The organism is Methylorubrum salsuginis (assembly GCF_900114375.1).
Classification (GTDB): Bacteria; Pseudomonadota; Alphaproteobacteria; order Rhizobiales; family Beijerinckiaceae; genus Methylobacterium; species Methylobacterium salsuginis.
Genome location: NZ_FOSV01000007.1, coordinates 150,829 through 175,873, shown reverse-complemented (window position 1 = coordinate 175,873; position 25,045 = coordinate 150,829). Strand labels below are relative to the sequence as shown.

The 25,045-nt window shown below is 71.2% G+C and carries 21 protein-coding genes; 4 read left to right on the top strand and 17 right to left on the bottom strand.

Annotation, left to right across the window (positions count from 1 at the left end; translation table 11 throughout):
• Window positions 1-28 precede the first annotated feature (28 nt).
• The 6 genes from ssuC to BM140_RS11175 all read right to left on the bottom strand — a co-directional run bounded on the left by ssuC (window position 29) and on the right by BM140_RS11175 (window position 5,824).
• Window positions 29-868 carry an aliphatic sulfonate ABC transporter permease SsuC gene (ssuC, locus tag BM140_RS11200; protein WP_091945749.1) on the bottom strand — a complete coding sequence of 280 codons (840 nt, stop codon included), beginning with the start codon at window positions 866-868 and terminating at the stop codon, window positions 29-31.
• Window positions 869-876: 8 nt separating this feature from the next.
• Entirely contained in the window at window positions 877-1,830 is a 954-nt protein-coding gene (locus tag BM140_RS11195; RefSeq protein ID WP_091945746.1) for an aliphatic sulfonate ABC transporter substrate-binding protein, read from the bottom strand.
• Window positions 1,831-1,837: 7 nt separating this feature from the next.
• On the bottom strand, window positions 1,838-2,404 hold the full coding sequence (gene msuE, locus BM140_RS11190) for an FMN reductase (protein WP_091945639.1): 567 nt from the start codon (window positions 2,402-2,404) through the stop codon (window positions 1,838-1,840).
• A 339-nt stretch (window positions 2,405-2,743) separates the two neighbouring features.
• A complete protein-coding gene (locus tag BM140_RS11185) occupies window positions 2,744-4,042 on the bottom strand; it encodes a type III PLP-dependent enzyme (RefSeq protein ID WP_091945636.1) in 1,299 nt (432 codons plus the stop codon).
• Complete coding sequence (locus tag BM140_RS11180) at window positions 4,035-5,567, bottom strand: AMP-binding protein (protein WP_091945633.1); 1,533 nt, start codon at window positions 5,565-5,567, stop codon at window positions 4,035-4,037. The genes BM140_RS11185 and BM140_RS11180 overlap by 8 nt, the downstream gene beginning before the upstream one ends.
• 8 nt (window positions 5,568-5,575) lie before the next feature.
• The gene (locus BM140_RS11175) at window positions 5,576-5,824 is read right to left on the bottom strand and encodes an acyl carrier protein (protein ID WP_091945630.1); all 249 of its coding nucleotides are present in this window, start codon (window positions 5,822-5,824) and stop codon (window positions 5,576-5,578) included.
• Between the two features lie 196 nt (window positions 5,825-6,020).
• Here BM140_RS11175 and BM140_RS11170 point away from each other — a divergent pair, with 196 nt between their 5' ends.
• On the top strand, window positions 6,021-6,962 hold the full coding sequence (locus tag BM140_RS11170) for an NAD(P)H-binding protein (protein ID WP_091945744.1): 942 nt from the start codon (window positions 6,021-6,023) through the stop codon (window positions 6,960-6,962).
• Between the two features lie 24 nt (window positions 6,963-6,986).
• On the opposite strand, the gene BM140_RS11165 is transcribed toward BM140_RS11170, so the two are convergent.
• The 3 genes from BM140_RS11165 to BM140_RS11155 are packed head-to-tail and all read right to left on the bottom strand — an operon-like array spanning window position 6,987 to window position 13,683.
• Entirely contained in the window at window positions 6,987-7,877 is an 891-nt protein-coding gene (locus BM140_RS11165; RefSeq protein ID WP_091945627.1) for a transglutaminase family protein, read from the bottom strand.
• Complete coding sequence (locus tag BM140_RS11160) at window positions 7,874-10,414, bottom strand: circularly permuted type 2 ATP-grasp protein (protein ID WP_091945624.1); 2,541 nt, start codon at window positions 10,412-10,414, stop codon at window positions 7,874-7,876. Before BM140_RS11160 ends, BM140_RS11165 begins: the two co-directional genes overlap by 4 nt.
• On the bottom strand, window positions 10,411-13,683 hold the full coding sequence (locus BM140_RS11155) for a transglutaminase family protein (RefSeq protein WP_091945621.1): 3,273 nt from the start codon (window positions 13,681-13,683) through the stop codon (window positions 10,411-10,413). Before BM140_RS11155 ends, BM140_RS11160 begins: the two co-directional genes overlap by 4 nt.
• A 472-nt stretch (window positions 13,684-14,155) precedes the next feature.
• Between BM140_RS11155 and BM140_RS11150 the strand changes: the two genes are divergently transcribed.
• Window positions 14,156-15,325, top strand: a complete 1,170-nt coding sequence (locus tag BM140_RS11150) for a zinc-binding metallopeptidase family protein (protein WP_091945618.1) — start codon at window positions 14,156-14,158, stop codon at window positions 15,323-15,325.
• 33 nt (window positions 15,326-15,358) lie between these two features.
• Here BM140_RS11150 and BM140_RS11145 read toward each other — a convergent pair whose 3' ends face one another.
• The 7 genes from BM140_RS11145 to BM140_RS11110 all read right to left on the bottom strand — a co-directional run bounded on the left by BM140_RS11145 (window position 15,359) and on the right by BM140_RS11110 (window position 21,278).
• On the bottom strand, window positions 15,359-16,042 hold the full coding sequence (locus tag BM140_RS11145; RefSeq protein ID WP_091945615.1) for a DUF2147 domain-containing protein: 684 nt from the start codon (window positions 16,040-16,042) through the stop codon (window positions 15,359-15,361).
• Window positions 16,043-16,349: 307 nt separating this feature from the next.
• Window positions 16,350-16,559: a hypothetical protein gene (locus tag BM140_RS11140; RefSeq protein WP_091945612.1), complete on the bottom strand. Its 210-nt coding sequence runs from the start codon at window positions 16,557-16,559 to the stop codon at window positions 16,350-16,352.
• A gap of 616 nt (window positions 16,560-17,175) precedes the next feature.
• Window positions 17,176-17,364, bottom strand: a complete 189-nt coding sequence (rpmF, locus tag BM140_RS11130; protein WP_091945606.1) for a 50S ribosomal protein L32 — start codon at window positions 17,362-17,364, stop codon at window positions 17,176-17,178.
• 163 nt (window positions 17,365-17,527) lie between these two features.
• Window positions 17,528-18,421, bottom strand: coding sequence for a transglycosylase SLT domain-containing protein (locus tag BM140_RS11125; protein ID WP_091945604.1), 894 nt, complete (start codon window positions 18,419-18,421; stop codon window positions 17,528-17,530).
• Between the two features lie 178 nt (window positions 18,422-18,599).
• The gene (locus BM140_RS11120; RefSeq protein ID WP_091945601.1) at window positions 18,600-19,415 is read right to left on the bottom strand and encodes a Cof-type HAD-IIB family hydrolase; all 816 of its coding nucleotides are present in this window, start codon (window positions 19,413-19,415) and stop codon (window positions 18,600-18,602) included.
• Window positions 19,416-19,423: 8 nt separating this feature from the next.
• Entirely contained in the window at window positions 19,424-19,963 is a 540-nt protein-coding gene (locus tag BM140_RS11115) for a gluconokinase (RefSeq protein WP_091945599.1), read from the bottom strand.
• Window positions 19,956-21,278, bottom strand: a complete 1,323-nt coding sequence (locus tag BM140_RS11110; RefSeq protein ID WP_091945597.1) for a hypothetical protein — start codon at window positions 21,276-21,278, stop codon at window positions 19,956-19,958. The genes BM140_RS11115 and BM140_RS11110 overlap by 8 nt, the downstream gene beginning before the upstream one ends.
• 314 nt (window positions 21,279-21,592) lie before the next feature.
• Here BM140_RS11110 and BM140_RS11105 point away from each other — a divergent pair, with 314 nt between their 5' ends.
• Window positions 21,593-22,759, top strand: coding sequence for a polysaccharide biosynthesis/export family protein (locus BM140_RS11105; protein ID WP_091945595.1), 1,167 nt, complete (start codon window positions 21,593-21,595; stop codon window positions 22,757-22,759).
• An 8-nt stretch (window positions 22,760-22,767) separates the two neighbouring features.
• A complete protein-coding gene (locus BM140_RS11100; RefSeq protein ID WP_091945592.1) occupies window positions 22,768-23,472 on the top strand; it encodes a phosphorylase family protein in 705 nt (234 codons plus the stop codon).
• Here the strand turns inward: BM140_RS11100 and hpnH are convergent.
• Window positions 23,422-24,588, bottom strand: a complete 1,167-nt coding sequence (hpnH, locus tag BM140_RS11095) for an adenosyl-hopene transferase HpnH (protein WP_091945590.1) — start codon at window positions 24,586-24,588, stop codon at window positions 23,422-23,424. The genes BM140_RS11100 and hpnH overlap by 51 nt on opposite strands.
• Window positions 24,589-25,045 lie beyond the last annotated feature (457 nt).

Below are 25,045 nucleotides of genomic sequence, written 5' to 3'. Positions count from 1 at the left end.
AGGACGAGAGGGCGGCGCGTCGGGCCGCTCAGGTGTTCCGGTAGGCCGGGTTCCAGCTCAGGCAGGCGCGCTCCAGGGTGCGGGTCAGGCTGTCGGCGAGCTTGCCGAGGGCGGCGTAGATCAGGATCGCCAGCACCACGACATCGACCAGCATGAACTCGCGGGCCTGCATCGCCATGTAGCCGAGGCCGGAATTGGCCGAGATCGTCTCGGCCACGATGAGCGTCAGCCACATGATGCCCAGCGCGTAGCGCACGCCGACGAAGATCGAGGGCAGCGCGCCGGGCAGCACCACGCGCCAGAAGAGTTCGCGCCGGTTCATGCCGTAGACCCGGCCCATCTCGATCAGTTGCGGATCGACCGAGCGGATGCCGTGCAGGGTGTTGGCGTAGATCGGGAAGAACACCCCGAGCGCCACGAGAAAGAGCTTGGCCTCCTCGTCGATGCCGAACCACAGGATCACCAGCGGGATCAGCGACAGGTGGGGCACGTTGCGCACCATCTGCAGGCTGGTGTCGGTGAGCCGCTCGGAGAGCCGCGACAGGCCGTTGGCGAGCCCGAAGAACAGGCCGATGCCGCCGCCGATCAGGAAGCCGGAGGCCGCACGCGCAAAGCTGACCCACAGGTTCTCGAACAGCTCGCCGGTCTGGGCGAGACGCCAGCCCGCGGCGGCGACGTCGAGGGGCGTGGGCATGAAGCGGGTTGAGACGAGGCCCAGCGAGGCCGCCGCCTGCCAGCCGACGATGACGAGGGTCGGCAGCAGCCAGGGCAGCAGGCGCCCGGCATCGAAACGCGGGGCGGGCTTGGGCGCGGCCTCAAGGGTGCGGGCGCGGCCCGGAAGCGATCGGATGGCGGCGGAGTCGGCCATGGTCGGGCTCATCCGTTGTCGGTGTTGCGCGGCGGCCGGACGATGTCGGCGACGCGGATGGGGCGGGGGATGATGCCGAGGCCGTGGAACCGGTCGGCGATGCGCTGCTGCTCGGCGGTCACGGCCGCGTCCATCGGGGCGATGACGTAGCGGATGCGGTCGACCGTGCGGCGCGTGGCGGCGAGCGGCACGCCGGTGATGCGCGACAGGCTGGCGGCGACCGAGCCGCGGTTGGCCTCGCACCAGAGCGCGACCTCGCCGAGGGCGGCCAGCGCGCCGTCGAGGAGGGCCGGCTGTTCCTCGGCGAAGGTCTTGTTGGCCAGGAAGAAGTTGTTGGTCGGCGTGATCTCGCTGGCCTGGGCCAGCACGCGCACGCCCTCGCCCTGCTCGGCGATGGCGAAGTAGGGATCCCACACCGTCCAGGCGTCGATGGTGCCGCCGGCAAACGCCGCGGCGCCGTCGGCGGGCGCGAGCAGGACGGGGGTGATGTCGCGGTAGGTGAGCCCCGCCTTCTCCAGCGCCGCGACGATCAGGTTGTGCGAGGAGGAGCCCTTGGCGAAGACGACGCGCTTGCCCTTCAGTTCCTTGAGCGAGCCGATGGTCGAGCCCTTCGGCAGCAGGATCGCCGCGCCCGAACCGCCCTTCGGCTGGGCGGCGGCGTAGACGAGGTTCGCTCCGGCCGCCTGGGCGAAGATCGGCGGCGCGTCGCCGGTCTGGCCGAAATCGATCGCGCCGAGATTGAGCGCCTCGAGCAGCGGCGGGCCGAACGAGAACTCGACCCAGCGCACGGTCGCACCCTGCCCCTTCAGCCGCGCCTCGATGGCGGCCTGCTCCCGGGCCACCGCCAGGATGCCGTTCTTCTGGTAGCCGATGCGCAGCACGCCGGGTTCGGCGGCGCGGCTCGCCCGCGGCACCAGAGCGGTCGCGAGACCGGCGGCGAGGAGATGGCGGCGGTGGAGCATCGTCGCCTCAGCGTGCGGCGGCGCGCAGCAGCGCCTCACCGGGCGCGGCGGCATCGATCAGCCGCACCAGCTCGGCGGCGGCTTGGGCGACGCGGGCCTGCACCACCGCGTCGGCGATCTTGCCGTCGGCGATCTCGGCGTCGCCGGCATAGACCGAGGTCGGCGCCGTCTGAGCCGAGAAGAAACCGAAGAGCGGGCGCAGGGCGTGCTCGACCACCAGCGCATGGCGCGGCCCGCCGCCGGTCGCCGTCAGCACCACCGGCTTGCCCACGAGCGTATCGGGGCCGACGAAATCGATCAGGTGCTTGAACAGGCCGGCATAGCTGCCCTTGTAGACCGGCGAGCCGACGATCAGCGCGTCCGCTCCCTCGATCGCCTCGACGATCCGCGCCGCCGGCAGCGGCAGGGCCGAGCGGCTCGCCACCGCGATGCCGGTGCCGGCATCGACCAGATCGAACAGCTTCAGCTCGACCGGGCGTAAGCGCGCGACCTCGGCGGCGACCGCTTCGACCAGGGTGCGGGTGCGCGAGGGGCGATGCGTGTTGCCCGAGAAGGCGACGATCCGGGTGGGCATGCGGGTCTTTCGTCCTGCTGGCTCATCTCCGGACGCCGAGGGGCACGCCTTCCCCGTCAGCCGGCGCGCAAGCGCGCCGTCCGGCGGGAAAAGGGCCGTTCGTTGTGCGGGATGAGGGTCTATCGTTGAGGGGAAATGTAATGAACGCGGGGGCCCAGGATCAACGGATCGATCTTGCGTTGTTGGTCCGGGCCGGAAAAGGATCGCCTGCGCTCGACAGGATGAGGGGAAGGTTTTTCGCCGTAACCTTCCGGGACAGTCTGGACGGGTATTGCGGGCTTGTTTCGCCCCGGCCGGTGCCCAGCCGGTCCCGCGAGGGGATGCTCGGCTTCGTACGGCTCAGGCCCCGCGCGCCCGGATCACGACGGCGCCGTCGCCGTCCACCAATACCTCGGCCGGCGTCGGGTGGCTCAGGAAGCCGGTCGGGCTCGCGGTGAGTCCGTAGGCACCCGATTGGAGTACGGCCACGAGATCGCCCTCGGCCAGCTCCGGCAGGGGAGCGGCGCGGGCCAGCACGTCGAGGGGCGTGCAGAGCGGGCCGGAGACGGTGCAGGGCGACGCCCCCTCCCCTTGCCGGACCGCCACCACCGGGAAGTCGCGCTTGACGATCTGGCCGAGATTGCCGCTCGCCGCGAGATGGTGGTGCATGCCGCCGTCGGTGATGACGAAGCGGCTCCCGCGCGAATGCTTCACCGCCAGCACGCGGGCCAGGTAGATCCCCGCCGGCCCGGCGAGGTAGCGGCCGGGCTCCAGCACCACGCGGGCGCCCGCCAGCCGCGGATCGTTTCGGACGGTCTCGACCAGCGGCGGCAGCCCGGCGCGCAAGGCGTCGAGGTCGAGCGTCGCGTCGCCGGAAAAGTACGGGATGCCGAGACCGCCGCCCAGATCGATCGTCTCCAGCGGCCGCCCGGTTTGTCGTGCGATCTGCGCCGCGAGAGCGAGTCCGTAGGCCCATTGGCCGATAAGCGTCTCGGCCTTCAGCCCCTGCGTGCCGGCGAAGAGATGGAGCCCGACGAGGTGCAGGCGCGGTTGCCCCTCCACGGCGGCCACCGCCTCGGACAGCTCTTCCTCGTCGAAGCCGAACGGCGAGGGCTTGCCGCCCATCCGCATCGCGCCGCCCTGCGCCGTCGCCCCCGGATTGATCCGCAGGGCCACCCGCACGGTCGTGCCGTGCCGCTCGGCCGCAGTGGCGACGCGCAACAGCTCCTCGCGGTTCTCGAGGTGGATTTCGCCGATGCCGCCCCCGATCACCCGGTCGAGATCGGCCGCCGACTTGCCCGGCCCGGCGAACAGGATTCTTTGGGGAGGGACGCCGGCCCTCACGGCCGCATCGAACTCCGCGCCCGAGGCGATCTCGGCCCCGGCCCCTTCCTCGTGAAAAACGCGGATCACCGCCGGGTTGGGGTTGGCCTTGACCGAGTAATCGACCTCGGCGAAGCCCGCGACCGCCGCCCGAAGCGCGCGGTAGGCCCGGCGCAGCAGATCCGCGTCGTAGACGAAGAGCGGCGTGCCGTGCCGTTCGGCCAACGCCGTCAGCGACAGACCGCCGATCTGCAGGAGACCCGCGGGATCGCGGGAAAAATTCTCGGCGATCAGCGCGCTGGCGAGATCGGGCGCCGCGGCGGTGGCCTCAGCCATCGGCCCGGATCTCCGCCGCCGCGCGCTCGGCGGTGAGGCGCTTGTAATCGACCTTGCCGTTGGGCGTGGTGGGCAGCGCCGGGACCGCCTCGATGCTGCGCGGCACGAGGTGGGGGGCGAGCGCCTTGCGCAGGGCCTGCATCACCTCGGCCGTGGCGGGCGCTTCCTCGGCGGGTACGGTGACGGCGTGGATGCGCTGGCCGAGGCTGGGATCGGGCAGGCCGATCACGGCGGCCGCGCGGAAGGCGCCGGTCTCCATCAGGGCCGCCTCGACCTCGGTGGGGCTCACCCGAAACCCCTGCGTCTTGATCATCGCGTCCTCGCGGCCGATGAAGCGGAAGAAGCCGTCCGCATCCTCCACCGCGAGATCGCCGGAGCGGCAGACGAGGGCGGGCGCCGCGCCGTCGGGCGGAAACGGATCGGGCACCAGCACGCGGGCGGTGTCCTCGGGGCGCTTCCAGTAGCCCATCGAGACGGTGGGGCCGCGGTGATGCAGGATGCCGGGCTCGCCCGGCCGCGCCCGCCGCCCATCCGGGGTCACCAGAAAAATCTCGGTCTCCGGGATGGCGCGGCCGATCGAGTCGGGGCGCTTATCGATCTCGTCCGGCGGCAGGTAGGTCGAGCGGAAGGCTTCCGTCAGGCCGTACATCAGCACGACCGCCGTGTGCGGCAGGCGCTGGCGCAGCCGCGCGATGGTCGGCACCGCGAGGCTTCCGCCGGAATTCGTGACATAGCGCAGGGCCGAGAGGTCGGCCTTGGCGAGATGCGGTGCGGCCCGCGTCAGCAGCGTCCACAGGGTCGGCACGCCGGCCAAGCCGGTGATGCGGTGGGTCTCCAACGCGCGCACTACGTCGTCGCCGAGCCGCGGCGTCAGGAGGACGATGCGGGCGCCCTGCTCGACGCTCGTGAGCAGTTGGTTGAGCCCGTAATCGAACGAGAACGGCAGCACCGAGAGGATGCGGTCTTGCGGGCCGATCCCGAGATAGGTCCGCACGATGCGGGTGCCGGCGATCAGGTTGGCGTGGGAGAGCATCACCCCCTTGGGCAGGCCGGTCGAGCCCGAAGTGTAGAGGATCGCGGCCAACCCTTCGGGCGCCGGCTCTCCGGGGACGAGCGGAGGCTCGCCGACCGCCGCCGCTTCCTCGGTGAGGATGCGAACGCCCAAAAGATCGTCGAGGGCGCCGTCGAGCCCGTCGGCATGGCCCGGATCGGTCAGGAGCGCGCGGGCGCCGCTGTCACCGACGATGTGGCGGACCTGGCGCGGGCGAAGGCTCGGATGGATCGGCACTAACACGCCGCCGGCGGCAGCGACTGCGAAGAGGGCCACGCATTCGCGGATCGATTTCGGCAGCAGGATCGCCACCCGGTCGCCCCGGTTCAGGCCGAGTGCGGTCAGCCGTGCGCTCAAGGCGGCGACGCGGGCCCGGAAGGCGCCGTAAGTGAGGTTCTCGGCGCCGTCCACGACGGCGACCGCCTCGTCGGCGCCCGCGCGCGCGAGCAGGTGATGCAGCAGGCTCGGGGCCATCGTTGGGGTCAGGCGGGGCGCCGGTCGTCGATGAAGTGGGCCAGCGTGTCGACGCTCTCGAAATTCGAGAGGTCGAAGCTGTCCTCGTCGATCTCGACGCCGAAGCGGTCGCCCAGATGCATCATCAGGTCGAGGATGCCGATCGAGTCGAGGGCGTCGCTGGTCACCAGCGAGGTCGAGCCCGTGACCGAGCCAGGGGGCAGGCCCGGATTGCGGGCCGCGATGAAGGCGAAGATCGCCGCTTTCACGTCGGCCATCGACTGAACCACGGCTGTCGCCTTCCCCAAAACCTCGCGGCGGATGAGGCTCGCGGCTTACGCCCAAACGGGGGGGCAAGTCCATCGCGCGCGCTCCGGCTTGACTTGGGGGCCGCCGACCGGTGCCGTGGTCCGCATGACGTCGAGCGACCGGACCCGCGATTTGAGCACCGCCCCGAGGCCGCGCCGCGTCCTTGTGCTCGGCGGCACCGGCACGATCGGGCGGGCCGCCGTGCGGGCGCTGGCGGCCCGCGGCCACGACGTGGTCTGCCTCGTGCGGCCCGGTTCCGATCCTGGGCTGCCCGCGGGGGTGGACGTGCGGTTCGCCGACGTGACCGATCCGGTCGCGCTCGCCCGCGACGGCTTTCGCGGCGCGGCGTTCGACGCGCTGGTCTCGTGCCTCGCCTCGCGCAGCGGCGTGCCCCGCGACGCCTGGGCGATCGACCACGACGCCCACGTGAACGCGTTGCAGGCGAGCCGGGCGGCGGGTGTCGGCCACGTCGTCCTGCTCTCGGCGATCTGCGTGCAGAAGCCGCTGCTCGCCTTCCAGCACGCCAAGCTCGCTTTCGAGGCGGCGCTGATGGCGTCCGGGATCGACTACACCATCGTCCGGCCCACCGCCTTCTTCAAATCGCTCTCGGGGCAGGTCGAGCGGGTGCGGCGCGGACAGCCGTTCCTCGTGTTCGGCGACGGCGAACTGACCGCCTGCAAGCCGATCTCCGACGCGGATCTGGCCGTCTACCTTGCCGACTGCCTCGACGATTCGTCCCGCCGCAACCGGGTGCTGCCGATCGGTGGGCCGGGCCCCGCGCTCACGCCGCGGGCGCAGGGCGAGGCCCTGTTCGCCCTGCTCGGGCGCGCGCCGCGCTTCCGGCACGTTCCGGTGGGGCTTTTGGATGCGATCATCGCTGTTTTGGGCGGGCTCGGGCGCTTCGTGCCGCCCCTCGCCGCCAAGGCCGAACTCGCGCGGATCGGCCGCTACTACGCCACCGAATCGATGCTGGTCCTCGATCCCGCGACGGGCCGCTACGACGCCGACGCCACCCCTTCGACGGGCGCGCAGACCCTGTTCGATTATTACGCGCAACTTGTGCGCGGCGAGGCCGTGGCCGAGCGCGGGGAGCATGCGGTGTTTTGATCTTTTGGGATTTTGCTTCGCCCCTCAGACCCCCTCTTCATCCTCCGGGATCACATCCACCTCCACCGTCAGCTTCTGCGCGCCGGCCGACGAGACGATGCCGTCGATCGGGGCGACGTCGCCGTAGTCGCGCCCGCGGGCCACGACGATGTGGTCGTCCTGCACGACGCAGTCGTTGGTGGGGTCGAGGCCGATCCAGCCGAGCTCCTGCCCGCACCACAGGGCGACCCAGGCGTGGCTGGCGTCGGCCCCGCGCAGGCGCGGGCGGCCCGGCGGTGGCCGCGTGCGGAGGTAGCCGCTGACATAGGAAGCGGGCAGGCCGAGGCCGCGCAACCCCGCGATCATCACGTGGGCGAAGTCCTGGCAGACGCCGGCCCTGAGCGCGAAGGCTTCGGCGAGCGGCGTCGAGACGGTGGTGGCCTTGGCGTCGAATTTGAAGTCGTTGCGCATCCGCCGCATCAGCTCGACGGCGGCCCCGTAGGCGCTGCGGCCGGGCGAAAAGCTGCCGCGGGCGTAGTCGGTGACGGCGGGCACGAGGGGCACCCGCTGGCTGCGGAACTGGAAATGGGCCGGTCCGTCGGGGCCGAGGCTCGGCAGCGCCAGGGCGGCCTCGCGCACCGCCTCCCAGCCGGGGCCGGATTCCGGCGGCGGCGGCGGCGGACGCTCGACGGCCACGCGCGAAAACGCCTCGACCGCGAAGGTCTCGTGCGGCTCGTCGAGGACGAGGCTGATCGTGTCGAGACCGAAGAAGTCGCGCCGTTCCAGGCGGCTCCGCGGGGCGGGCGTGATCGCGACGGTGCTGTCCAGCACCCGCTGCCCGTCACCGTCGCGGGGGCGCAGGCGTAAGGTGCAGCGCGCGGAGCGGACGGTGCGGGCGTAGCGGTAGGTGGTGAGGTGGCGCAGGCCGTAGATCACGCGAGACCCGTCAGCTTCTCGGGCCGCAGCGCCTCGGCGCTGCTGGGGAAGTAGCGGCCGGCGATGCCGTCGGCGAGGCGCTCCAACTCCTCGGCCAGGGTTTCGAGGGCCGGCCCGTCGATCTCCGCGGCCTGCGCGGTCTGGAAGGTGCCGGCGAGCGTCAGGGCGTGGCGGCGATGCGGTTCGGGCAGGCCGTCGGCGGCGAGCGCGGGCAACGCGTCGAGATGGGCGACGATCGCCGTCATCTGATAGGCGACCGAGCGCGGGTTGTAGGGGTCGAGCACGCCCATGTCGCAGACCGCGTCGCGACTGACGCCGGTGAGGTAGCGGGCCCCGTAGGCGATCTGCGCATCGACCAGCGCCAGCATCACCCCGAGATCCTCGGCGCTCGCGTCGCGACCGCAGAAGACGCTGGCGAAGCCGCAGGTGTTGATCGCCCGCTCGATCCGCCGGCCGATATCGACGAAGCGCCAGCCGGCACCGTGGTTCATGTTCTCGTGGGCGAGCCCCGTGAGCGCCGCGAGATGGCCGAGCGCCCGTTCGGCCCGGCCGCGCAGCTGCGCCTCGGTGGGGGTGAACACCTCGCTGAAGATGAGGGTGTCGCGCAGATCCGCCAGCGAGCGCCAGGCTTCCGCGGGCAGGCGTTCCCGCAGGGAGGCGGCGGTGCGGCGGGCCTCCAGCGCATGGTTGAGGGCCGAGCCGTAGGACTTGCGCCCGCTGAGCGCCTCCTGGGCCAGCACGGCGGTCGGCAGGTCGGCGGCCTCGACGCAGTGCCATTCCGTGAGGAGCGCGCGGATGCGGCGGGCCGTCGGCGCGTCCTCGGCGGCGCAGGGGTCGGCGGTGATGGCCTCGCCGAAGCCGCCGAGATGCGCCTGGACGAGGCGGATCACGGCTTCCGCCCGCTCTAGATAGCGCCCGAGCCAGAACAGGTTGTCGGCGGCGCGCGCCGGCAGGTGGCCGGCGATGCGGCGGATGCGCGGCGGGGTCGAGAGCACGAGGCTCGGCGTATCCACGGGGGTATCGGACAGGATCCAGACATCGGCCGAGCGGATGCCGGCGCGCATCTCGCTGGGATCGGCGTCCTCGCGCTCGGCGACGCGGCAGAAGGCGCTGGGCAGCACGCGCCAGCCGTCCGGGGTGGCGGCGGCGAAGACCCGCATGACGAAGGGCCGGGCGACCAGCGTCCCGTCCTGCCAGGACGGCATGGTCGAGAGCGGGGCCGGCTCCTGGGCGACCCAGTCGAAGGCACGCTCGCTGAGCGCCGCGAGCGCCCGCTCGCGGGCCGCGCCGAAGGCGATGGGGGCGAGCAGCGCGTCCCGCTCGGGCCCGCGCACGGCGGTCGCGGCCGGGCGCAGCGTCAAGGCGTCGAGATGATCGAGGGTATGGGCGAGACCCTCCCGGTCGCCGCACCACCATGTGCGGGGGCCGGTCAGGCGCAGATCCTCGCCGGTGAGCGCGCGGGCGATGCCGGGCAGGTAGGGGCTGAGCGCCGCCGACTCGACCACGCCGGAGCCCGGCATGTTGCCCATCACCACCCCGCCCCGGCGCAGCACTTCGAGGAGGCCCGGCACGCCGAGGCGCGAATCGGTGCGCAGTTCCAGCGGATCGAGATAGTCGGCGTCGATCCGGCGCCACAGGGCGTCGGCGCGCTTGAGCCCCGCGACGGTGCGGACATGGACCAACCCGTCGCTGACCACGAGGTCGTCGCCCTCGACGAGCAGGAAGCCGAGATAGCGGGCGAGTGCCGCCTGCTCGACATAGGTGCTGCTGTAGGGCCCCGAGGTCAGCAGGCAGATGCGCGGGTCGCTGCGCTCGCAGGCCGCGGCGAGGCCGGAGCGGAACGCCTGGAAGAAGCCCGGCAGGCGCTCGACATGGAGGTCGGCGAACAGGTCCGGGAAGGCACGGGCCAGCACCATCCGGTTCTCGAGCGCGTAGCCGAGGCCGGACGGCGCCTGGGTGCGGTCGGCGAGCACCTGCCAGCGCCCGTCGGGGCCGCGGCCCACATCGGCGGCGTAGATCGGCAGCCAGCGCCCGCCCGGCGGGGTCATGCCATGGGCCGGGCGGAGATATTCGGGGCTGCCGGCGACGACGCCGGCCGGCAGGAGGCCGTCCGCCACGAGCCGGCCCGGCCCGTAGATGTCGGCGACGATGCGCTCCATCAGGCCCGCGCGCTGGACGATGCCCGCCGACAGCGCGGCCCAGTCGGCGGCGCCGATGACGAGGGGCAGCGACCCGAGCGCCCAGGGATGCTCCTGTTTGTCGCCGTAGACCCGGTACGAAATCCCCGCGTCGCGGATATGCCGCTCGGCGGAGAGGAAGCGGGCGGCGATCTCCCGGTCGTCCAGGCGGCCGAGCCGGTCGAGGAAGCGCGGATAGGCGCCGTGGAACGCGCCGTCGGCTCCGACCAGCTCGTCGGCGAGGCCGGGGCGCGGGGCATAGCCCTCCGTCCAACGTCGGATACGGGACGCCGCATCCTCGGCCGCCGAGGCCGGATCGGGGCGCGCGGCCCCGTCCACCAAGGCGGCCAGAGCACTCATCGCGGGGCGGGCGTGCGCAGATCGAGGGTGAGCGGGAACTCGGTGGTGCGCTCCTCCGGCGGCATCGCGACCCGGCCGGGGGTGTGGCCCATGGCCTCGAACCGGGCCAGGCGCCGCCCTTCCGCCTCGTAGGCGTTGACCGGGAAGCTCTCGTAGTTGCGCCCGCCCGGATGGCTGACATGGTAGCGGCAGCCGCCCAGCGAACGGCCGCTCCACGAGTCCAGAATGTCGAAGGTCAGCGGCCCGTGCGGCGGGATCGTCGGGTGCAGCGAGGAGGCCGGCTGCCACGCCTTGAACCGCAGGCCCGCCACCGCCTCGCCCACGGCGCCGGTCGGCGTCATCGGCAGCCGCCGGCCGTTGCAGGCGATCACGTGGCGGCCGGGGACGAAGCCCTCGACCTTCACCTGAAGCCGTTCGACGGATGCATCCACGAAGCGCACGGTGCCCCCGGCGGTCCCCTCTTCGCCCAGCACGTGCCAGGGCTCCAGCGCCTGACGCAGTTCGAGGCTCACGCCGCCCTGCTCGACCCGGCCGAAGACGGGAAAGCGGAACTCGCGCTGCGCCACGAAGGCCTGAGGATCGAACTGGTAGCCTCCTGCGGCCAAGTCTTCCAGCAGGTCGAGGAAGTCGGCCCAGAGGAAATGCGGGAGCATGAAGCGATCATGGAGCGCCGTGCCCCAGCGGACACAGCCGCCGGTGCGCGGCTCGCGCCAGAGCCATGCCACGATGGCGCGCAGCAGCACCTGCTGGGCGAGGCTCATGCGCGCGTCCGGCGGCATCTCGAAGGAGCGGAATTCGAGGAGGCCGAGGCGCCCCGTGGGGCCGTCGGGGGAGAACAGCTTGTCGATGCAGATCTCGGCCCGGTGGGTGTTGCCGGTCACGTCCGCCAGGATGTTGCGGAACAGCCGGTCCACCAGCCAGTGCGGGATGTTGGCCTCCCCCGGCCCCGGCACCTGCGCCATGGCGATCTCCAGCTCGTAGAGACCGTCATGGCGCGCCTCGTCCATGCGCGGCGCCTGGCTCGTCGGGCCGACATAGAGGCCGGCGAACAGGTAGGACAGCGAGGGGTGGCGCTGCCACGTCAGCACGAGGCTCTTGAGCAGGTCGGGCCGGCGCAGGAACGGCGAATCGGCCGGGCTCGCGCCGCCGAGGACGACGTGGTTGCCCCCGCCGGTGCCGGTATGGCGCCCGTCGATCATGAACTTCTCGGCGCCGAGCCGGGTCTGGCGCGCCTCCTCGTAGAGGCCGCGGGTGATGTCCACCGCCTCGCGCCAGGAGCCGGCGGGGTGGACGTTCACCTCGATCACGCCGGGATCGGGGGTGACCTTGATGACGGAGAGGCGCGGATCGTAGGGCGGCTCGTAGCCCTCGATGTGGAGGGTTCGGCCGACCGCCTCCGCCGCCTTCTCCAAGTGGCCGACGAGGTCGAGATAGTCGTCGGCCCGCTCCAGCGGCGGCATGAACACGCACAGCACGCCGTCGCGCGGCTCGACCGCCAGCGCGGTGCGCACGGCGACCCCTTCGATGCCGGCGCCGTTGGCGCGGTCGGCCCCCTTGGGCAGCGGCGCGCCGGGCTCCCTCGGCAGGTCGCCGCGCTCCTCGAGCGGGTCCTGCGGATGGTAGTAGGGATAGGAATCCGGCGGCACGTAGGGCAGCGAGCCGAGCGGCAGGCGGAAACCCATCGGCGAGTCGCCGGGGCTGAGATAGGCGCCGCCGCGGCGGAATGTCCAGGCCTCGGAAATCCAGGCCCTGCCCTCGCCCGCCGCGAGGTTGGCGAGCGGCAGCACGTAGCCGACGGGCTGATCGAGGCCGCGCTCGAACACGCGCTTGAAGCGGGCATCGGCCTCGACGCTGCCGGTCTGGGGCGCCGATGTCGTGACGTTAACCGGAAGCTCGCTCTCGCGGCTCTTCCAGTAGACCGCGTCCTCGTAGGCCGGGAAGACGAAGCGGGCGAGGCCGAGCCGCTCGGCCAGCGCCCCGACCAGCGCCTTGGCGTCGACCACGGTCGCGTCCTTCGGGCCGGTCTCGGCGGCGATCCGGTCGGCGTTCTTCCAGATCGGCTGTCCGTCCTTGCGCCAGTAGAGCGCGAAGGCCCAGCGCGGCAGGCTCTCGCCCGGATACCACTTGCCCTGGCCGTAATGCAGCATGCCGCCCGCCGCGAAGCGGTCGCGCAGGCGGCGGATCAGCTGGTCGGCCAAGCCGCGCTTCGTCGGGCCTACCGCCGCGACGTTCCACTCGGGCGATTCGAAATCGTCGATCGAGACGAAGGTCGGCTCGCCGCCCATGGTCAGGCGCACGTCCTGCGCCGTCAGGTCGGCGTCGATGCGCGCGCCGAGCGCGTCCATCTCCGCCCAGACGTCTTCCGAGAACGGCTTGGTGATGCGCGGTGCTTCCGCCACGCGGGTGATCTTCATCGCGTAGGAGAAATCGACCTCGGCCGGCTCGGCGAGGCCGGAGATCGGCGCGGCGCCGTGATAGTGGGGCGTGGCGGCCAGCGGAATGTGGCCCTCGCCGGTGAGCAGTCCGGAGGTGGCGTCGAACCCGATCCAGCCCGCGCCCGGCAGGTAGACCTCGGCCCAGGCGTGGAGATCGGTGAAGTCGGTCGCGGTGCCCTTCGGGCCGTCGACCGTGGTGGTGTCCGGCACGAGCTGGATCAGGTAGCCCGAGACGAAGCGCGCGGCGAAGCCCAGGCGGCGCAGCACCTGCACCAGCAGCCACGCCGAATCGCGGCAGGAGCCGCTCTTGAGCGTCAGCGTCTCGGTCGGCGTCTGCACGCCGGGCTCCATGCGGACGCCGTAGGCGACCTCGCGGGCCACCAGCTCGTTGAGCGCCACGAGGAAGGTGACCGTGTGGGTCTCCTCCGGCACCCGCTTGAGGAAGGCGTCGATCTTGGGCCCCTGCGCGTCGTCGAGGACGAGGTAGGGGGCGAGCGCGGTCTTCAGGTCGTCGTCGTAGGCGAAGGGGCGGCGCTCGGCGTAGGCCTCCACGAAGAAGTCGAACGGGTTGATCACCGCGAGGTCGGCGGTGAGATCGACCTCGACCCGGAACTCGGTGGTCTTTTCCGGGAAGACGAGGCGGGCGAGCCAGTTGCCGCTCGGATCCTGCTGCCAGTTGATGAAGTGGTTCTCCGGCACGACCTTCAGGGCGTAGGCCGGCACCCGGCTGCGGGTGTGCGGGGCCGGGCGCAGGCGGATCGTCTGCGGCCCGAGCGCGATCGGTCGATCGTAGCGGTAATGCGTGACGTGGTGCAGGGCGGCTTGGATCGACACGGAATCTCCGGACGTCTCGTCGGGTCTCGAACGGCCTCGCGCGGCCTCAAGGGGCTTCCCCGCGCTTATACGACCGCGGCGGGGCGAGGCACGCCGGAAAAAGCAAGAAGCGTGCTTTGGGCCTGCGGCGTGCTTGGGGGCCTTCCGTGTGGCCGGGCGCGAAGAGCGCCCCGCGCAGCGGGCCTCGGCCTTGGCCGAGGCCGTCCAGAGCATCGGCCCGAAAGGCGGGAACCGGCTTTCGGAAAGAGTCGATGCGGCACTCGGGCGTAGAGGATCGTCCCGGATCCGATATCCAGGACGATCCTCTTGCGGAGCGAGAGGCCCAAGCCCGCGGACGCGGGCGTTTGAGGCCTTACTGGTATCAGGATGATCGCTTCGAGCGATCTTCCCGGAACCGTACTAGTAGCCGCCGCTTAGGTCCCGTGGGGGCCGGCGCGGCCGGACGATCCGCCCCGCTGCGCGAGCCGCATCCATGAAGATCTTCCAGTGCCAGGCCTGCGACCAGCCGGTCAGCTTCGAGAGCACCGTCTGCCAGAGCTGCGAGCGGCGGCTCGGCTATGTCTGCGACCGGCACGCGGTCTCGGCGCTCGAGCCCTGCGGCGAGGACGGGCGCGGACCCCTGTTTCGCGCCTACGCCCATCCCGGCCGCAAGTATCGCTTCTGCGCCAACGCGGCCCACGACGCCTGCAACTGGCTGGTGCCGGAGGAGATCGACGATCCCTACTGCGTCACCTGCCGCCACAACCGGGTGGTGCCGGACCTCACCGTGCCGGCCAACGTCGAGCGCTGGCGCCAGATCGAGGCGGCCAAGCACCGGCTGTTCTACTCGCTGCTGCGGCTCGAACTGCCGCTGGTGACGCGGGCGCAGTATTCCGACGGCCTCGCCTTCGACTTCCTGGTCGATCCGGCCGAGACGCAGTCGCCCGGCCCGCCCGTCATGACCGGGCATCTCGACGGGCTGATCACGCTTTCCATCGCCGAGGCCGACGACGTCGAGCGCGAGCGGCGGCGCAAGCTGTTCGGTGAGTTCTACCGGACGCTCCTCGGGCATTTCCGCCACGAGATCGGCCATTACTTCTGGAACCTGCTGGTGCGGTTCGATGCGAGCCTGCCCATGTTCCGGGCGCTGTTCGGCGACGAGAGCGTCGATTACGGCCTCAGCTTGCAGCGCTATCACGCCGGCGGCCCGCCGCCGCATTGGGAGGAATCGTTCGTTTCGGCCTACGCCACCGCCCATCCGTGGGAGGATTTCGCCGAAACCTTCGCCCACTATCTCCACATCGTCGATACGCTGGAGACGGCCAACGCCTTCGAGATCCGCGTGCGGCCCAAGCACCGGACGGGTGCCGAGCGGCCGAGCGCCGTCACGGTCGATTTCGACCCCTACGAGACGCCGGACTTCCAGCGCGTGGTGGAGGCGTGGATTCCGCTGACCTACGCGGTCAACTCGCTCAACCGCTCCATGGGCCAGCCGCCGCTCTACCCGTTCACGCTGACGCCCGCGGTGATCGCCAAGCTCGCCTACGTCCACGAGCGCATCTACGCCGCGCGCCTGCCCGGCGGGATGGCGGTCGAGAGCGCCGAGATGCTCAAGGCGGTCATCGCGGGCCTGCGCCAGCGCGTGGCCGCGCCGACGGTGTGACGCCCCGCCGTCGCCCGGCGGGGCGGGTCGCGATCACTCAGCCGGCTGGGCGGCCTTCGGGGCGGCGGGCTTCGGCGCGGGCTTGCCGGCGGGAGCCGGGCCGGCGGTGCCGGTGGCGGTGGGGCCGTTCGCGGCGGCGGCCGCGGGCTTGGGCGCCCACTCGGCATCGGGGCGCGGGCCGTTCGGGCCGTTGGTCGGGCCGGCGAGCTGGCCGGGCGCCAGGTCGTTGACCTTCTTCCACGTCTGCGACTGGCACAGGAAGGCGATGAGGCAGCCCTTGACGGTCAGCTCCTCCGGCTCCTCCGACCAGATCGTCACGTCGTAGAACTTGCCGTCCTCGGCGTTGTAGATCTTGCCCTCGTAGCGGGCATCCTCGTTGAGCTTCAGCCCGAGGATGAGCTGGTGGCCGAGCGAGGCGCGGGTGCGCTTCTTCGGGTCGGGATTGCGGAAATCGACCCGCGGCTTGCCCTCGTCGTTGTTGGGCACCTTCAGCCAGACGGCGTAGCCGCACAGGTTCTTCTCCTGCGGGCCGCATTTCTCGACGCGGATGCGCGCCTTGCCGTCCTGGGTCAGCCACGTGCCCGACGGGTCGCGATGCGGGGCGGCCAGGGCCGGCGCGGCGACGACGGTCGCCAGGAGAGCGGTGCTGGCGGCGAGCACGCCCGCGCGAAACGCCGTGCGAGCGGAGGCGAGGGCAACGATCGGTCCAAAGGTCATGCAGTCATCCCCGTTCCGGCACGGCGGGCGGCGCCGCTCGTCCCGACATGGCTTCCGGCCTCAGGGCCGGATGGCGGTAGGCCCGATTTTCGTGGCCCGTTGCCTTCTGGCCGCAGCCATCGAACGGGAAGGTGACCGGATCATGACCGCTTCACGGCACTCCCGGAGCAATTCTCGCCGGGCCATCGCTCGAGCGATCGCGCCGATTTCCCGGTCGGCCTCCGTCGCCGGATGCGAAACGCGAGAGGGGCCGGCGCGTCTGCGCCGGCCCCTCTGCAAAACGGTCCGTCCGGGCGTGTCGGCCCGGTCACTCCGCCGGGGTCATGTCGGCGGCGAAGTGGCCGCACCAGTCCTTGGCGGCGACCACCGGCCAGAGGCCATGGCCCTGCGGCTTCGGCTGGCTCACCGGCGGGTTGAAGCGGCACAGGCCCTCGTCGCCCGAGCCCTGGCCGGCATTGGTCTTGTGCTCGTCGAAGAAGCGGCAGCTCTGGCAGGCGGCGCTGGTGTTGCTCGACATGGCTCTCTCCGATCGTATCCGCGGCGCCCGGCTCGGAACCGGCGCGCCTTCGAGTTTTTAATTAGAGCGGTTCCAGAGAGCGGTCAAGCAGTTTAGAACGATTCCGGATTGTGAGCCGGGCAAGGAGCAGCGTCCGACCAACTCGGCACGGTTGCCCTCTTCTTTCGAGCGTGGGGTGCCGCTGGGCGGCAGGTGCGTCGGCGGTCGCTGCGTCGGCGTATTTGCCGGCGTGGTCCCGCGACAGGAGGTTAAGATCCCGTTAACGTCGGCCTCGGTCTTGCACGAAAAACCCGTGCGGGGACCGAAGGGGCGGCGATGGATCGATCCGGGACGCAAGGCAGTGCCGAAACGGAAACCGACCGTGCCGGGGCGGGCGCGGTCGGCCGTGCGCTGGCCACAGCTGCGCCGTCCGGCCCGTCGCCACGGGTCCGAGGCGGGCGTCCGCTCGCGGAATTTCTGACTCAGCTGATCGTCAGCGTCGATCCGGGCCTTCGCCCGGCGCGTTCAGAACGCACGAAGGCCGCGGTCGCGCTCTACGCGCGGGCCGCGGCCTTCGAACGGGGCTGACGCCCCGCTTCTTCTCGGATCGACCCGGCGCCTCGGGCGCCGAATCGTATCAGGCTTCCGCCGACTTCACCTTCAGGACCTGACGGCCGCGGTACATGCCGGTCTTCAGATCGACGTGGTGCGGACGGCGCAGCTCGCCCGAGTCCTTGTCCTCGACATAGGTCGGGGCCTTGAGGGCGTCGGCGGAGCGGCGCATGCCGCGGCGGGAGGGGGAAGTCTTTCGCTTCGGAACGGCCATGGGGATACCTCAGGCTAATAGGGCGCCCGAGGGATCCTCTTGTGAGGATCGCCGACGGCACCACGTGCGTGACGGAGATTCGAGGCGGGCTGTATAGCGGCACCGATGCCGACTGGCTAGTCGTTCCGGAGCGCTGTCCTGTGCCTCTGGCGGAGGGGTCGGATCAGGGCGTGGCGGCGATGGCCGCGGCTTCCATGACCGGGGTGGCGGGGGCCTTGCGGGCGACGGTCACGGGGCGCGCGACGGAAGCCAGAACGGTCTCGGACGGGCGGCGCGGCGGCAGCGGAACCTCGACGGCATCGCTCAGCTGGACCGCGGCAGCAGCCTGAACCGGAGCGGGCGCGGCGGTGTAGGCGACGGGCGCGGCGGCGGCCTGGACCGCGGCGACCTGAACCGGCGTTTGCGCCGGCTCGGCGGCGCCGGAAAGGGCGGCGGGCCGGCGCGGCGGCAGCGGCACCTCGATGGCGTCGGCCGGGACGGTGCCGGGGGCGGCGTAGGCCAGCGCCTGCGTGCCGGCGGCGGGCGCGCTGCCGCGCAGGGCGAACAAGCCGTCGAAGCCGTTGGCGGATTTGGCGGAAGAGGCGGCGGCGACCGTCGTGGCCGGGGCCGCCTCTTGCGGCACGTCCGCCTCGATGCCGAGGCGCTTGGCGACGTAGTAATAGCCGCGATTGTAGTAGCGGTACGCCTGCTCCAGGTCGCCCTGGGCGGCGCGATAGGCGCCCGCCAGATAGGCGATGCCGTATTTCAGGTTGGTGTTCGGATCGTAGAGCCCGGCCGCGTCGCCGCTGTAGCCCAGGCCGCGGGCGGTCGCGTGCTTGATCTGCATCAGGCCGAGTGCCGAGCCGCCCTTGGCGCGGGCGTTGTAGTTGCTCTCGCGCTTGACCACGCGATGCACGAAGGCGGCGGGCACCTTGTAGGCCCGGGCATGCTCGGCGATCAGCGCGTCGATGTTGTCGCGGCTCGACACCGAATCCTGCGCCGCCGAATTCTGCGCCACCTGGGCGAAGGCCGGCGCCGGTACGGCGGCGGCAAGCAGGGCGGCGAGGATGAGGCGCATGGGAGACCCGTGGTTTTTTGTACGGCTCAGTTTGTGCGCCCAGGGGTCGGGTCGAAATGAGGCGGGAACGTGGATTTGCGGCGCCCAAGCGCCCCGACCGGCCCCCTCTCCCCTCTCCTGTCGCACGAATGGCACAGCTGAGGTCGAGGTCGTGCCCCCTTCTGCAACCTGTGCGGTTTCACACCGCGCCCAGAACGAATCGCTCGATCGCCCGGGCGAAGCCGTCCGAATCGTTGTCGGCGGTCACATGGCGCGCCGCCGCCCGCACCGCCGCGTCGGCATTGCCCATGGCGATGGAGAGCCCGCTCGCGCGGAACATCGCCACGTCGTTGCCGGCGTCGCCGAGCGTCGCGATCCGCTCCGCCGGGATGCCGAGGCGCCGACCGAGATCGCGCACGAAGCCACCCTTGTCGGTGCCGGGCGGAGTCACGTCGAGATAGTAGGCCTGCGAGCGATGCACGGCGGCGCGGTCCCCGAGGTCGGCGGCGAGCGCGGCCTCGATCTCCGCGAGGCGGGCGTGATCCCGGCTGACGCCGACGATCTTGGCGGCGTCGGCGATAAGCGGCGCGAGATCGGCCACCACCGTCGGCTCGGCCTGCAGGGTGCGGCGCTCCAGATCGGCATAGGGCGCGGAGGGATCGCGCAGGTGCCACGCGCCGCGGGCGAAGACCCACGCATCGATTCCCTCCGCCGCGAAGCGCGCCACCGTCTCCCGCGCCGCGGCTTCCGGGATCAGCACCTCGGACAGGATGGCGAGGTCCGGCCCGCAGACGGTGCTGCCGTTGAAGGCACCCAGCGGCAGACGCAGGTCGAGGGCGGCGACGAGCGCCTCGAGCCCGACCGGCGGACGGCTCGACGCCAGGGTGAAGCCGATACCCGCCGCATCGAGCCGGCGCACCGCCGCGACGGTGGCCGGGGACAGGCTCTTGTCGGTGGCGACCAAGGTGCCGTCGACGTCCGAGACGACGAGGGCGATGCCGGACGGGGTATCCATGCGGGCTCCTATCCGCCGAGGTCCCCGAGGGGGCGCCCGAGCCGGTCCACGACCGCTGCCACGATGGCGTCGGGACCGTCCGCGATGCCCACGATGATCGGCGTCTCGTCCGCTCCCGGCGGTTCCAGGGTCGCGAATTGGCTGTCGAGCAGGGCGGCCGGCATGAAATGGCCGCGCCGAGCCGCGATCCGACGGCCGATCAGGTCACGGCTCCCTTCCAGAAAGACGATGCGCACCGCGCCTCGACCGTCGGTCAGCGTCCGGCGGTAGCCGCGCTTGAGCGCCGAGCAGGCCACCACCCCGCCCTCCCCCGTCTCGATCCGCCGGTCGATCCAGGCGCGGATGCGCGCGAGCCACGGGGCGCGGGCCTCGTCGTCGAGGGGGTGGCCCGCGCGCATCTGGGCGATGCTCCCGGCGTCGTGAAAGTCGTCGCCGTCGACGAAGGGCAGGCCGAGGCGGTCGGCGAGGCGCGAAGCGACGGTGCTCTTGCCGGAGCCCGACACGCCCGTGACCACCAGCACGAGGGGGCCCGCTCCACCTTCAGCCATGCGGGGCCGCCGCGAGGTCGCGCGCGCGGTCCTCCCGCTCCGCGTCGAGGACGCGGTCGAGCAGGCGGCGGGGGCCGAGCGTCATGTCGAAGAAGTCGTATTCCCCGGCCCGATCGTTCGACATCAGGAACTGGAAGTGCATCCGGAACGGTCGGAACCGCACCCGCTTGTAGGTTTCGGGCGAGATGATCTCGCGGAAGCGCGCCGAGCGGATGATCGGATTGGCCACCACCGCGTCGGGGCGCAAGCCGAGATCGAGTTCGGCGGCGGGGTTGAAGCCCGGGAAGTTCATCCAGTCCTGCGGCGCGCCGTAATCGACCCAGACCAGCTGTCGGTCGGTGACGAGGCTCGCGATCTCCGCCCGGAGCCGCCGCGCCCGCGGCTGCAAGGCCACCAGCGGCAGGCCGGAGCCGAGGGTGACGAGCCCGAGGCTCGGGCCGTCCGTGTTGCCGAGAAGCGGATCGCGGGCGATCAGCCGGGCCGCGATCTCGACGGCTGTGAGCGCGCCGGACGAATGGCCGACGATCAGGATCTCGTCGGGCGGGGTCTCCTCACGAGCCAGCGCCGCCAAGCGGGCCAGGGCATGATCGGCGAAGGCGTCGAGGCGCCGCTCGTAGTCGGCGCGCCAGCCCTGACCGTGCTGCCAGTTGAACACCCAGTCGTTCAGCAATTGCCAGAAGAAGATGCGGTTGAGCGCAGCCTCCATCGCGGCGAGCAGCGCCAACCCCGCGAGGAGGCCTGCCGGCACCGTGACGAGCGCGGGCAGGCTCAGGCCGAGCGCCCCGCCCTCGCCCAAGGCGGCGTCGACCGTGATGGCGACCGCCCCCGCCACCGCGGCGAGCATCAGCAGCATCACGAAGGGATAGAGGATGACGTTCCCGTACTTCCAGTGGAGCTTATAGAAGCTGACGAGCTTGCCGGCCGCGATGGCGTGCGCGGTGCCCGCGAGCAGCAGGACGGAACTGACGAATTTCGATCGGGCGAAGTCGCGGGCGACTAGGTCGTCCCACAACAGCACCTCGTAGGTGGTCTCGGCGCCCATCGTCTGCCGATGCGCCGCGACCCGCCAAGCCTGCACGAGGGGCTCCTCAGGTCCCCCCCGGCTCAGGAGCGGCCCGGCCTCGGCCCGGCCGATCTCGCGCTTGGCCTGCCCGAACACCTTGGCGTAGCGGGTCAATTCGCGCACGAACAGCAGCCGGTAGCGGCTGCGCGCCTCGGGATCGTAGCCCGGCACATAGAAGACGTGCCGCCGCGCGACGCCGCCGGTACGCGGTTCCGACACGCCGGGCGGTGTGTGGCTGAAGGGCTTCGACATCCCTGCCTTGTGGAACGGCCCTGAGATCGGCCGGGAGGATCGGCTGTGCGCTCCGCCTAGCCCAATCGTGCCGCGCTCGGCAAATGGCCGTCCTCGCCCGAAGGGCACGCTCGGGTCGTGCTCCCGGGACATCGATCGGGCGCGCTTCGGCGAAGACGGCCGATGCGGATGATCGGACTCTGAGGAAAGGTGTGAGCAACGGGGATTGGCGGGCGTAGGGTGCGGTCCGGGGGACGGTGTGGCGGCATCGCCACGGACAGCTTGGCTGCTTTCGGGTTAGGCACACGGTGAGACAAACCGTCAGGCGAACCTGAATGCGCGTCACTGCAACTCTCCTCCTCACCGCGCTCGCGGTGTCGGGGTGCTCGGTGCTTCCGACCTCGGGGCCGACCGCGCGGGCGATCGACGGCGGTGCCGACATCGCCACCGCCGAAGGCCTGTTTGCCCGCTACGAGATCGTCGACATCGATCCAGCCATCGTCGAGGCGCTGCGCACCCGCCCCCTCGACAGCCTGCTCGTCACCTTCGGCGACAACCGCCCGGCGGCCGAGCCGCTGATCGGCGTCGGCGACGCGGTGGCCGTGCAGGTGTGGGAAGCCGGCTCCGGCGGCCTGTTCTCCGGCCCGCTCGTGGCCGACCGCTTCTCCGCCGGCTCGAAATCCGCCTTCATCCCCGAGCAGATCGTCGGCCCCGACGGGGCGATCTCGGTGCCCTATGCCGGCCGCATCAAGGTCGCGGGCCGGCGGACCCAGGACGTCCAGACGCTGATCGAGAGCGAGCTGGCCGGCAAGGCGATCCAGCCGCAGGTGCTCGTCACCGTCACCAAGCCGGTCTCGCAATCCGTCACCGTGACCGGTGAGTCGGCGGCCGGCATGCGCGTGCCGCTGACCGGCCGCGGCGACCGGCTGCTCGACGTGATCGCGCTCGCCGGCGGCGTGCGCACCTCGGTCTCCGAGACCTTCGTGCGGCTGTCGCGGGGCGGCCGCACCGTCACGGTGCCGATGAGCACGATCGTGGCCAACCCGCGCGAGAACATCTTCGTGCGGGCCAACGACACGCTGACGCTGGTGCGCGATCCGCAGACCTTCCTGGCGGTGGGCGCGGTCGGCAACACCACCGAGGTTCCGTTCGGCGCGGAGGGGCTGACCATGGCGCAGGCGCTCGCCCGCGCCTCGGGCCTCAGCGACGCCCGGGCCAATCCGGAGGGCGTCTACATCTTCCGCTACGAGCCGGCGGGTGTGGTGCGGCGGCTTCGGCCGAACTCGCCGCTGCTGAGCTCACCGCAGGTTCCGGTGGTGTACCGGGTCAACATGCGCGATCCGCAGAGCCTGTTCCTCACCCAGACGTTCCGGATGCGCAACCGCGACCTGCTCTACGTATCGAATGCGCCGTTCTCCGAGGTGGCGAAGGTGCTCAGCGTGATCTCGACGGTGGCATCCCCGGTCGGCTCCGCCGCCTCGATCTACCGGGTTACGCAGTAAAACCCGCCATGCCCGCGCGCGAAGTGGCCGCCGTCCTTGCGGTGGCGGGCCTCGCCCGCGAGGCCCGCATCGCCGCCGGTCCCGGCGTCGAACCGGTCCAGGCCGGCGGCCGGCCGGACCGGTTGCGGGCGTTCCTCGCGGCGCGTCCGGCCGAGACTGTGCGGGCGGTGGTGAGCTTCGGTATCGCGGGCGGGCTCGATCCGGCGTTGGCACCCGGCGACGTGATCGTGGCCGAGGCGGTCTGGGTCGCGGCCGAAGCCGGCTTGGAGCGGCATCCCGCCTCTGCGACCCTCGTTTCCGGTCTTCGCCGCCGTCTGTCCGGCCTCGGCTCCCGAATGATCGTGGCCGATCTTGCCGGCGTCGAGACCGCGGTGATGACGCCGGAGGCCAAGGCGGCGCTCAGGGCGCGCACCGGGGCGGCGGCGGTCGATATGGAGAGTCAGGTGGCGGCCGCTTACGCCGCGGCGCACGGCCTTCCCTTCGCGGCGATCCGCGTCGTGTGCGACCCGGCGGAACGGGCGCTGCCCGCATTTGCGGCCAACGCCCTCAAGCCCAACGGCGATCCGGACATCCTGGCCGTTCTCGCCGCGCTCGCGCGGCGCGAGGCGAGGGTCGGCGAAGTGGTGCGCCTCGCCCGCGATTCGGGCGAGGCGTTCCGCGGTTTAAGCCGCGCTCGCGCGCTTCTGGGTCTCGCGCTTGGTGTCGACGCCTGAGGCTTTGATCTCGGACAGCTTCTGGGCGACGTTGCGGGAGAACACGAACTCGGCCGGACGCTGGTTCTCCAGGGAGATTTCCGGCGCCATCTCGCCGTCCGTCTTGATGCCGCGGATCGCGTGCAGCACGGGCTTCCAGGGCTTCCTGACGGAATCGACCACCGAGGACGCCTCGTAGCCCGAATGGACCATGCAGTCGGCGCACTTCTCGTAGTTGCCGGTGCCGTAGGCGTCCCAGTCGGTCTCTTCCATCAGCTCCTTGAAGGTCGCGGCGTAGCCCTCGCCCAGCAGGTAGCAGGGCTTCTGCCAGCCGAACACCGTGCGGGTCGGGTTGCCCCAGGGCGTGCAGTGGTAGGTCTGGTTGCCGGCCAGGAAGTCGAGGAACAGCCCGGACTGCTGGAAGGTCCACTTCTCGCGGCCCTTCTCCTTGCCGTGGCGGAACACGCCGCGGAACAGCTCCTTCGTCGCCTTGCGGTTGAGGAAGTGCTGCTGGTCCGGCGCCCGCTCGTAGGCGTAGCCGGGCGAGACGGTGATGCCGTCGATGCCCATGCGGGTCACCGAGTCGAAGAAGTCGGCGATCTTGTCGGCCGACGAGTTGTTGAAGAAGGTGCAGTTGATGGTGACGCGGAAGCCCATTTCCTTGGCCTTCGCGATCGCCGCCACGGCCTTGTCGTAGACGCCGCGCTGGCACACCGACTGGTCGTGCATCTCCTTGTCGCCGTCGAGGTGGATCGACCACGTGAAGTAGGGCGACGGCTTGTAGTCCTTGATCTTCTTCTCGAGGAGCAGGGCGTTGGTGCAGACGATCGCGAACTTCTTCTGCGCGATGATGCCCTGGACGATCTGCGGCAGATCCTTGTGGAGAAGCGGCTCACCGCCCGCGATCACGACCACGGGGGCCCCGCACTCGCGCACGGATTCGAGCGCCTCGTCGACGGGCAGGCGCTTGTTCAGGATCTCGTCGGGATAGTCGATCTTCCCGCAGCCGGCGCAGGCGAGATTGCAGCGGAACAGCGGCTCCATCATCATGACGAGCGGGTAGCGCTTGCGCCCGGTGAGGTGCTGCTTGAGGATGTAGCCGCCGATCTTCGCGACGTACCGGATGGGAATTCCCAAGGTGCGGCTCCTTTGTTCTGGCCCCAGACTTTGCCGGGTTGATTAGCGAAAGAAGGACTGGAATTCCAGTGATGTAGGCTGGAACCGTTCGGATTCGGCGCCCTGCGGCGCGTAAAAAGCCTGACTGTGGCAAGCCGGTTTCCCCATCCTCGGCCCGGAGGGCGAGGAGGACCGCGCGGAAGGCTGCGGAGCCAGAATGGCCTGCTGTTTTCGCGGTTCTGCGGCGGATGTTTGACTGCTTGGCCGTAGGATCGGGCGCGTACCGGCTTGTTTCATCCCCCGATCCGGGTGCGGTGCGGTATCGCACCGCACGGAGGGCGGGATGGCGAGCCGGGTCACGATTTTGCGCTTCCGTTGCATTCCGGGACCGGGGCCGGTACGTAGCGCCCCAAAGGCACGGATGCCCGTTGCTCCGCATCGGGCCCGATTCGTGTCGCCCGGGTCCGCCCGGTCACTT

Bases quoted from the DNA above. Each gene is read 5' to 3' on its own strand.
- ssuC (WP_091945749.1), bottom strand. From the start codon at position 868: ATGGCCGACTCCGCCGCCATCCGATCGCTTCCGGGCCGCGCCCGCACC.
- BM140_RS11195 (WP_091945746.1), bottom strand. From the start codon at position 1,830: ATGCTCCACCGCCGCCATCTCCTCGCCGCCGGTCTCGCGACCGCTCTG.
- msuE (WP_091945639.1), bottom strand. From the start codon at position 2,404: ATGCCCACCCGGATCGTCGCCTTCTCGGGCAACACGCATCGCCCCTCG.
- BM140_RS11185 (WP_091945636.1), bottom strand. From the start codon at position 4,042: ATGGCTGAGGCCACCGCCGCGGCGCCCGATCTCGCCAGCGCGCTGATC.
- BM140_RS11180 (WP_091945633.1), bottom strand. From the start codon at position 5,567: ATGGCCCCGAGCCTGCTGCATCACCTGCTCGCGCGCGCGGGCGCCGAC.
- BM140_RS11175 (WP_091945630.1), bottom strand. From the start codon at position 5,824: ATGGCCGACGTGAAAGCGGCGATCTTCGCCTTCATCGCGGCCCGCAAT.
- BM140_RS11160 (WP_091945624.1), bottom strand. From the start codon at position 10,414: ATGAGTGCTCTGGCCGCCTTGGTGGACGGGGCCGCGCGCCCCGATCCG.
- BM140_RS11150 (WP_091945618.1), top strand. From the start codon at position 14,156: ATGAAGATCTTCCAGTGCCAGGCCTGCGACCAGCCGGTCAGCTTCGAG.
- BM140_RS11145 (WP_091945615.1), bottom strand. From the start codon at position 16,042: ATGACCTTTGGACCGATCGTTGCCCTCGCCTCCGCTCGCACGGCGTTT.
- BM140_RS11140 (WP_091945612.1), bottom strand. From the start codon at position 16,559: ATGTCGAGCAACACCAGCGCCGCCTGCCAGAGCTGCCGCTTCTTCGAC.
- rpmF (WP_091945606.1), bottom strand. From the start codon at position 17,364: ATGGCCGTTCCGAAGCGAAAGACTTCCCCCTCCCGCCGCGGCATGCGC.
- BM140_RS11125 (WP_091945604.1), bottom strand. From the start codon at position 18,421: ATGCGCCTCATCCTCGCCGCCCTGCTTGCCGCCGCCGTACCGGCGCCG.
- BM140_RS11120 (WP_091945601.1), bottom strand. From the start codon at position 19,415: ATGGATACCCCGTCCGGCATCGCCCTCGTCGTCTCGGACGTCGACGGC.
- BM140_RS11115 (WP_091945599.1), bottom strand. From the start codon at position 19,963: ATGGCTGAAGGTGGAGCGGGCCCCCTCGTGCTGGTGGTCACGGGCGTG.
- BM140_RS11110 (WP_091945597.1), bottom strand. From the start codon at position 21,278: ATGTCGAAGCCCTTCAGCCACACACCGCCCGGCGTGTCGGAACCGCGT.
- BM140_RS11105 (WP_091945595.1), top strand. From the start codon at position 21,593: ATGCGCGTCACTGCAACTCTCCTCCTCACCGCGCTCGCGGTGTCGGGG.
- BM140_RS11100 (WP_091945592.1), top strand. From the start codon at position 22,768: ATGCCCGCGCGCGAAGTGGCCGCCGTCCTTGCGGTGGCGGGCCTCGCC.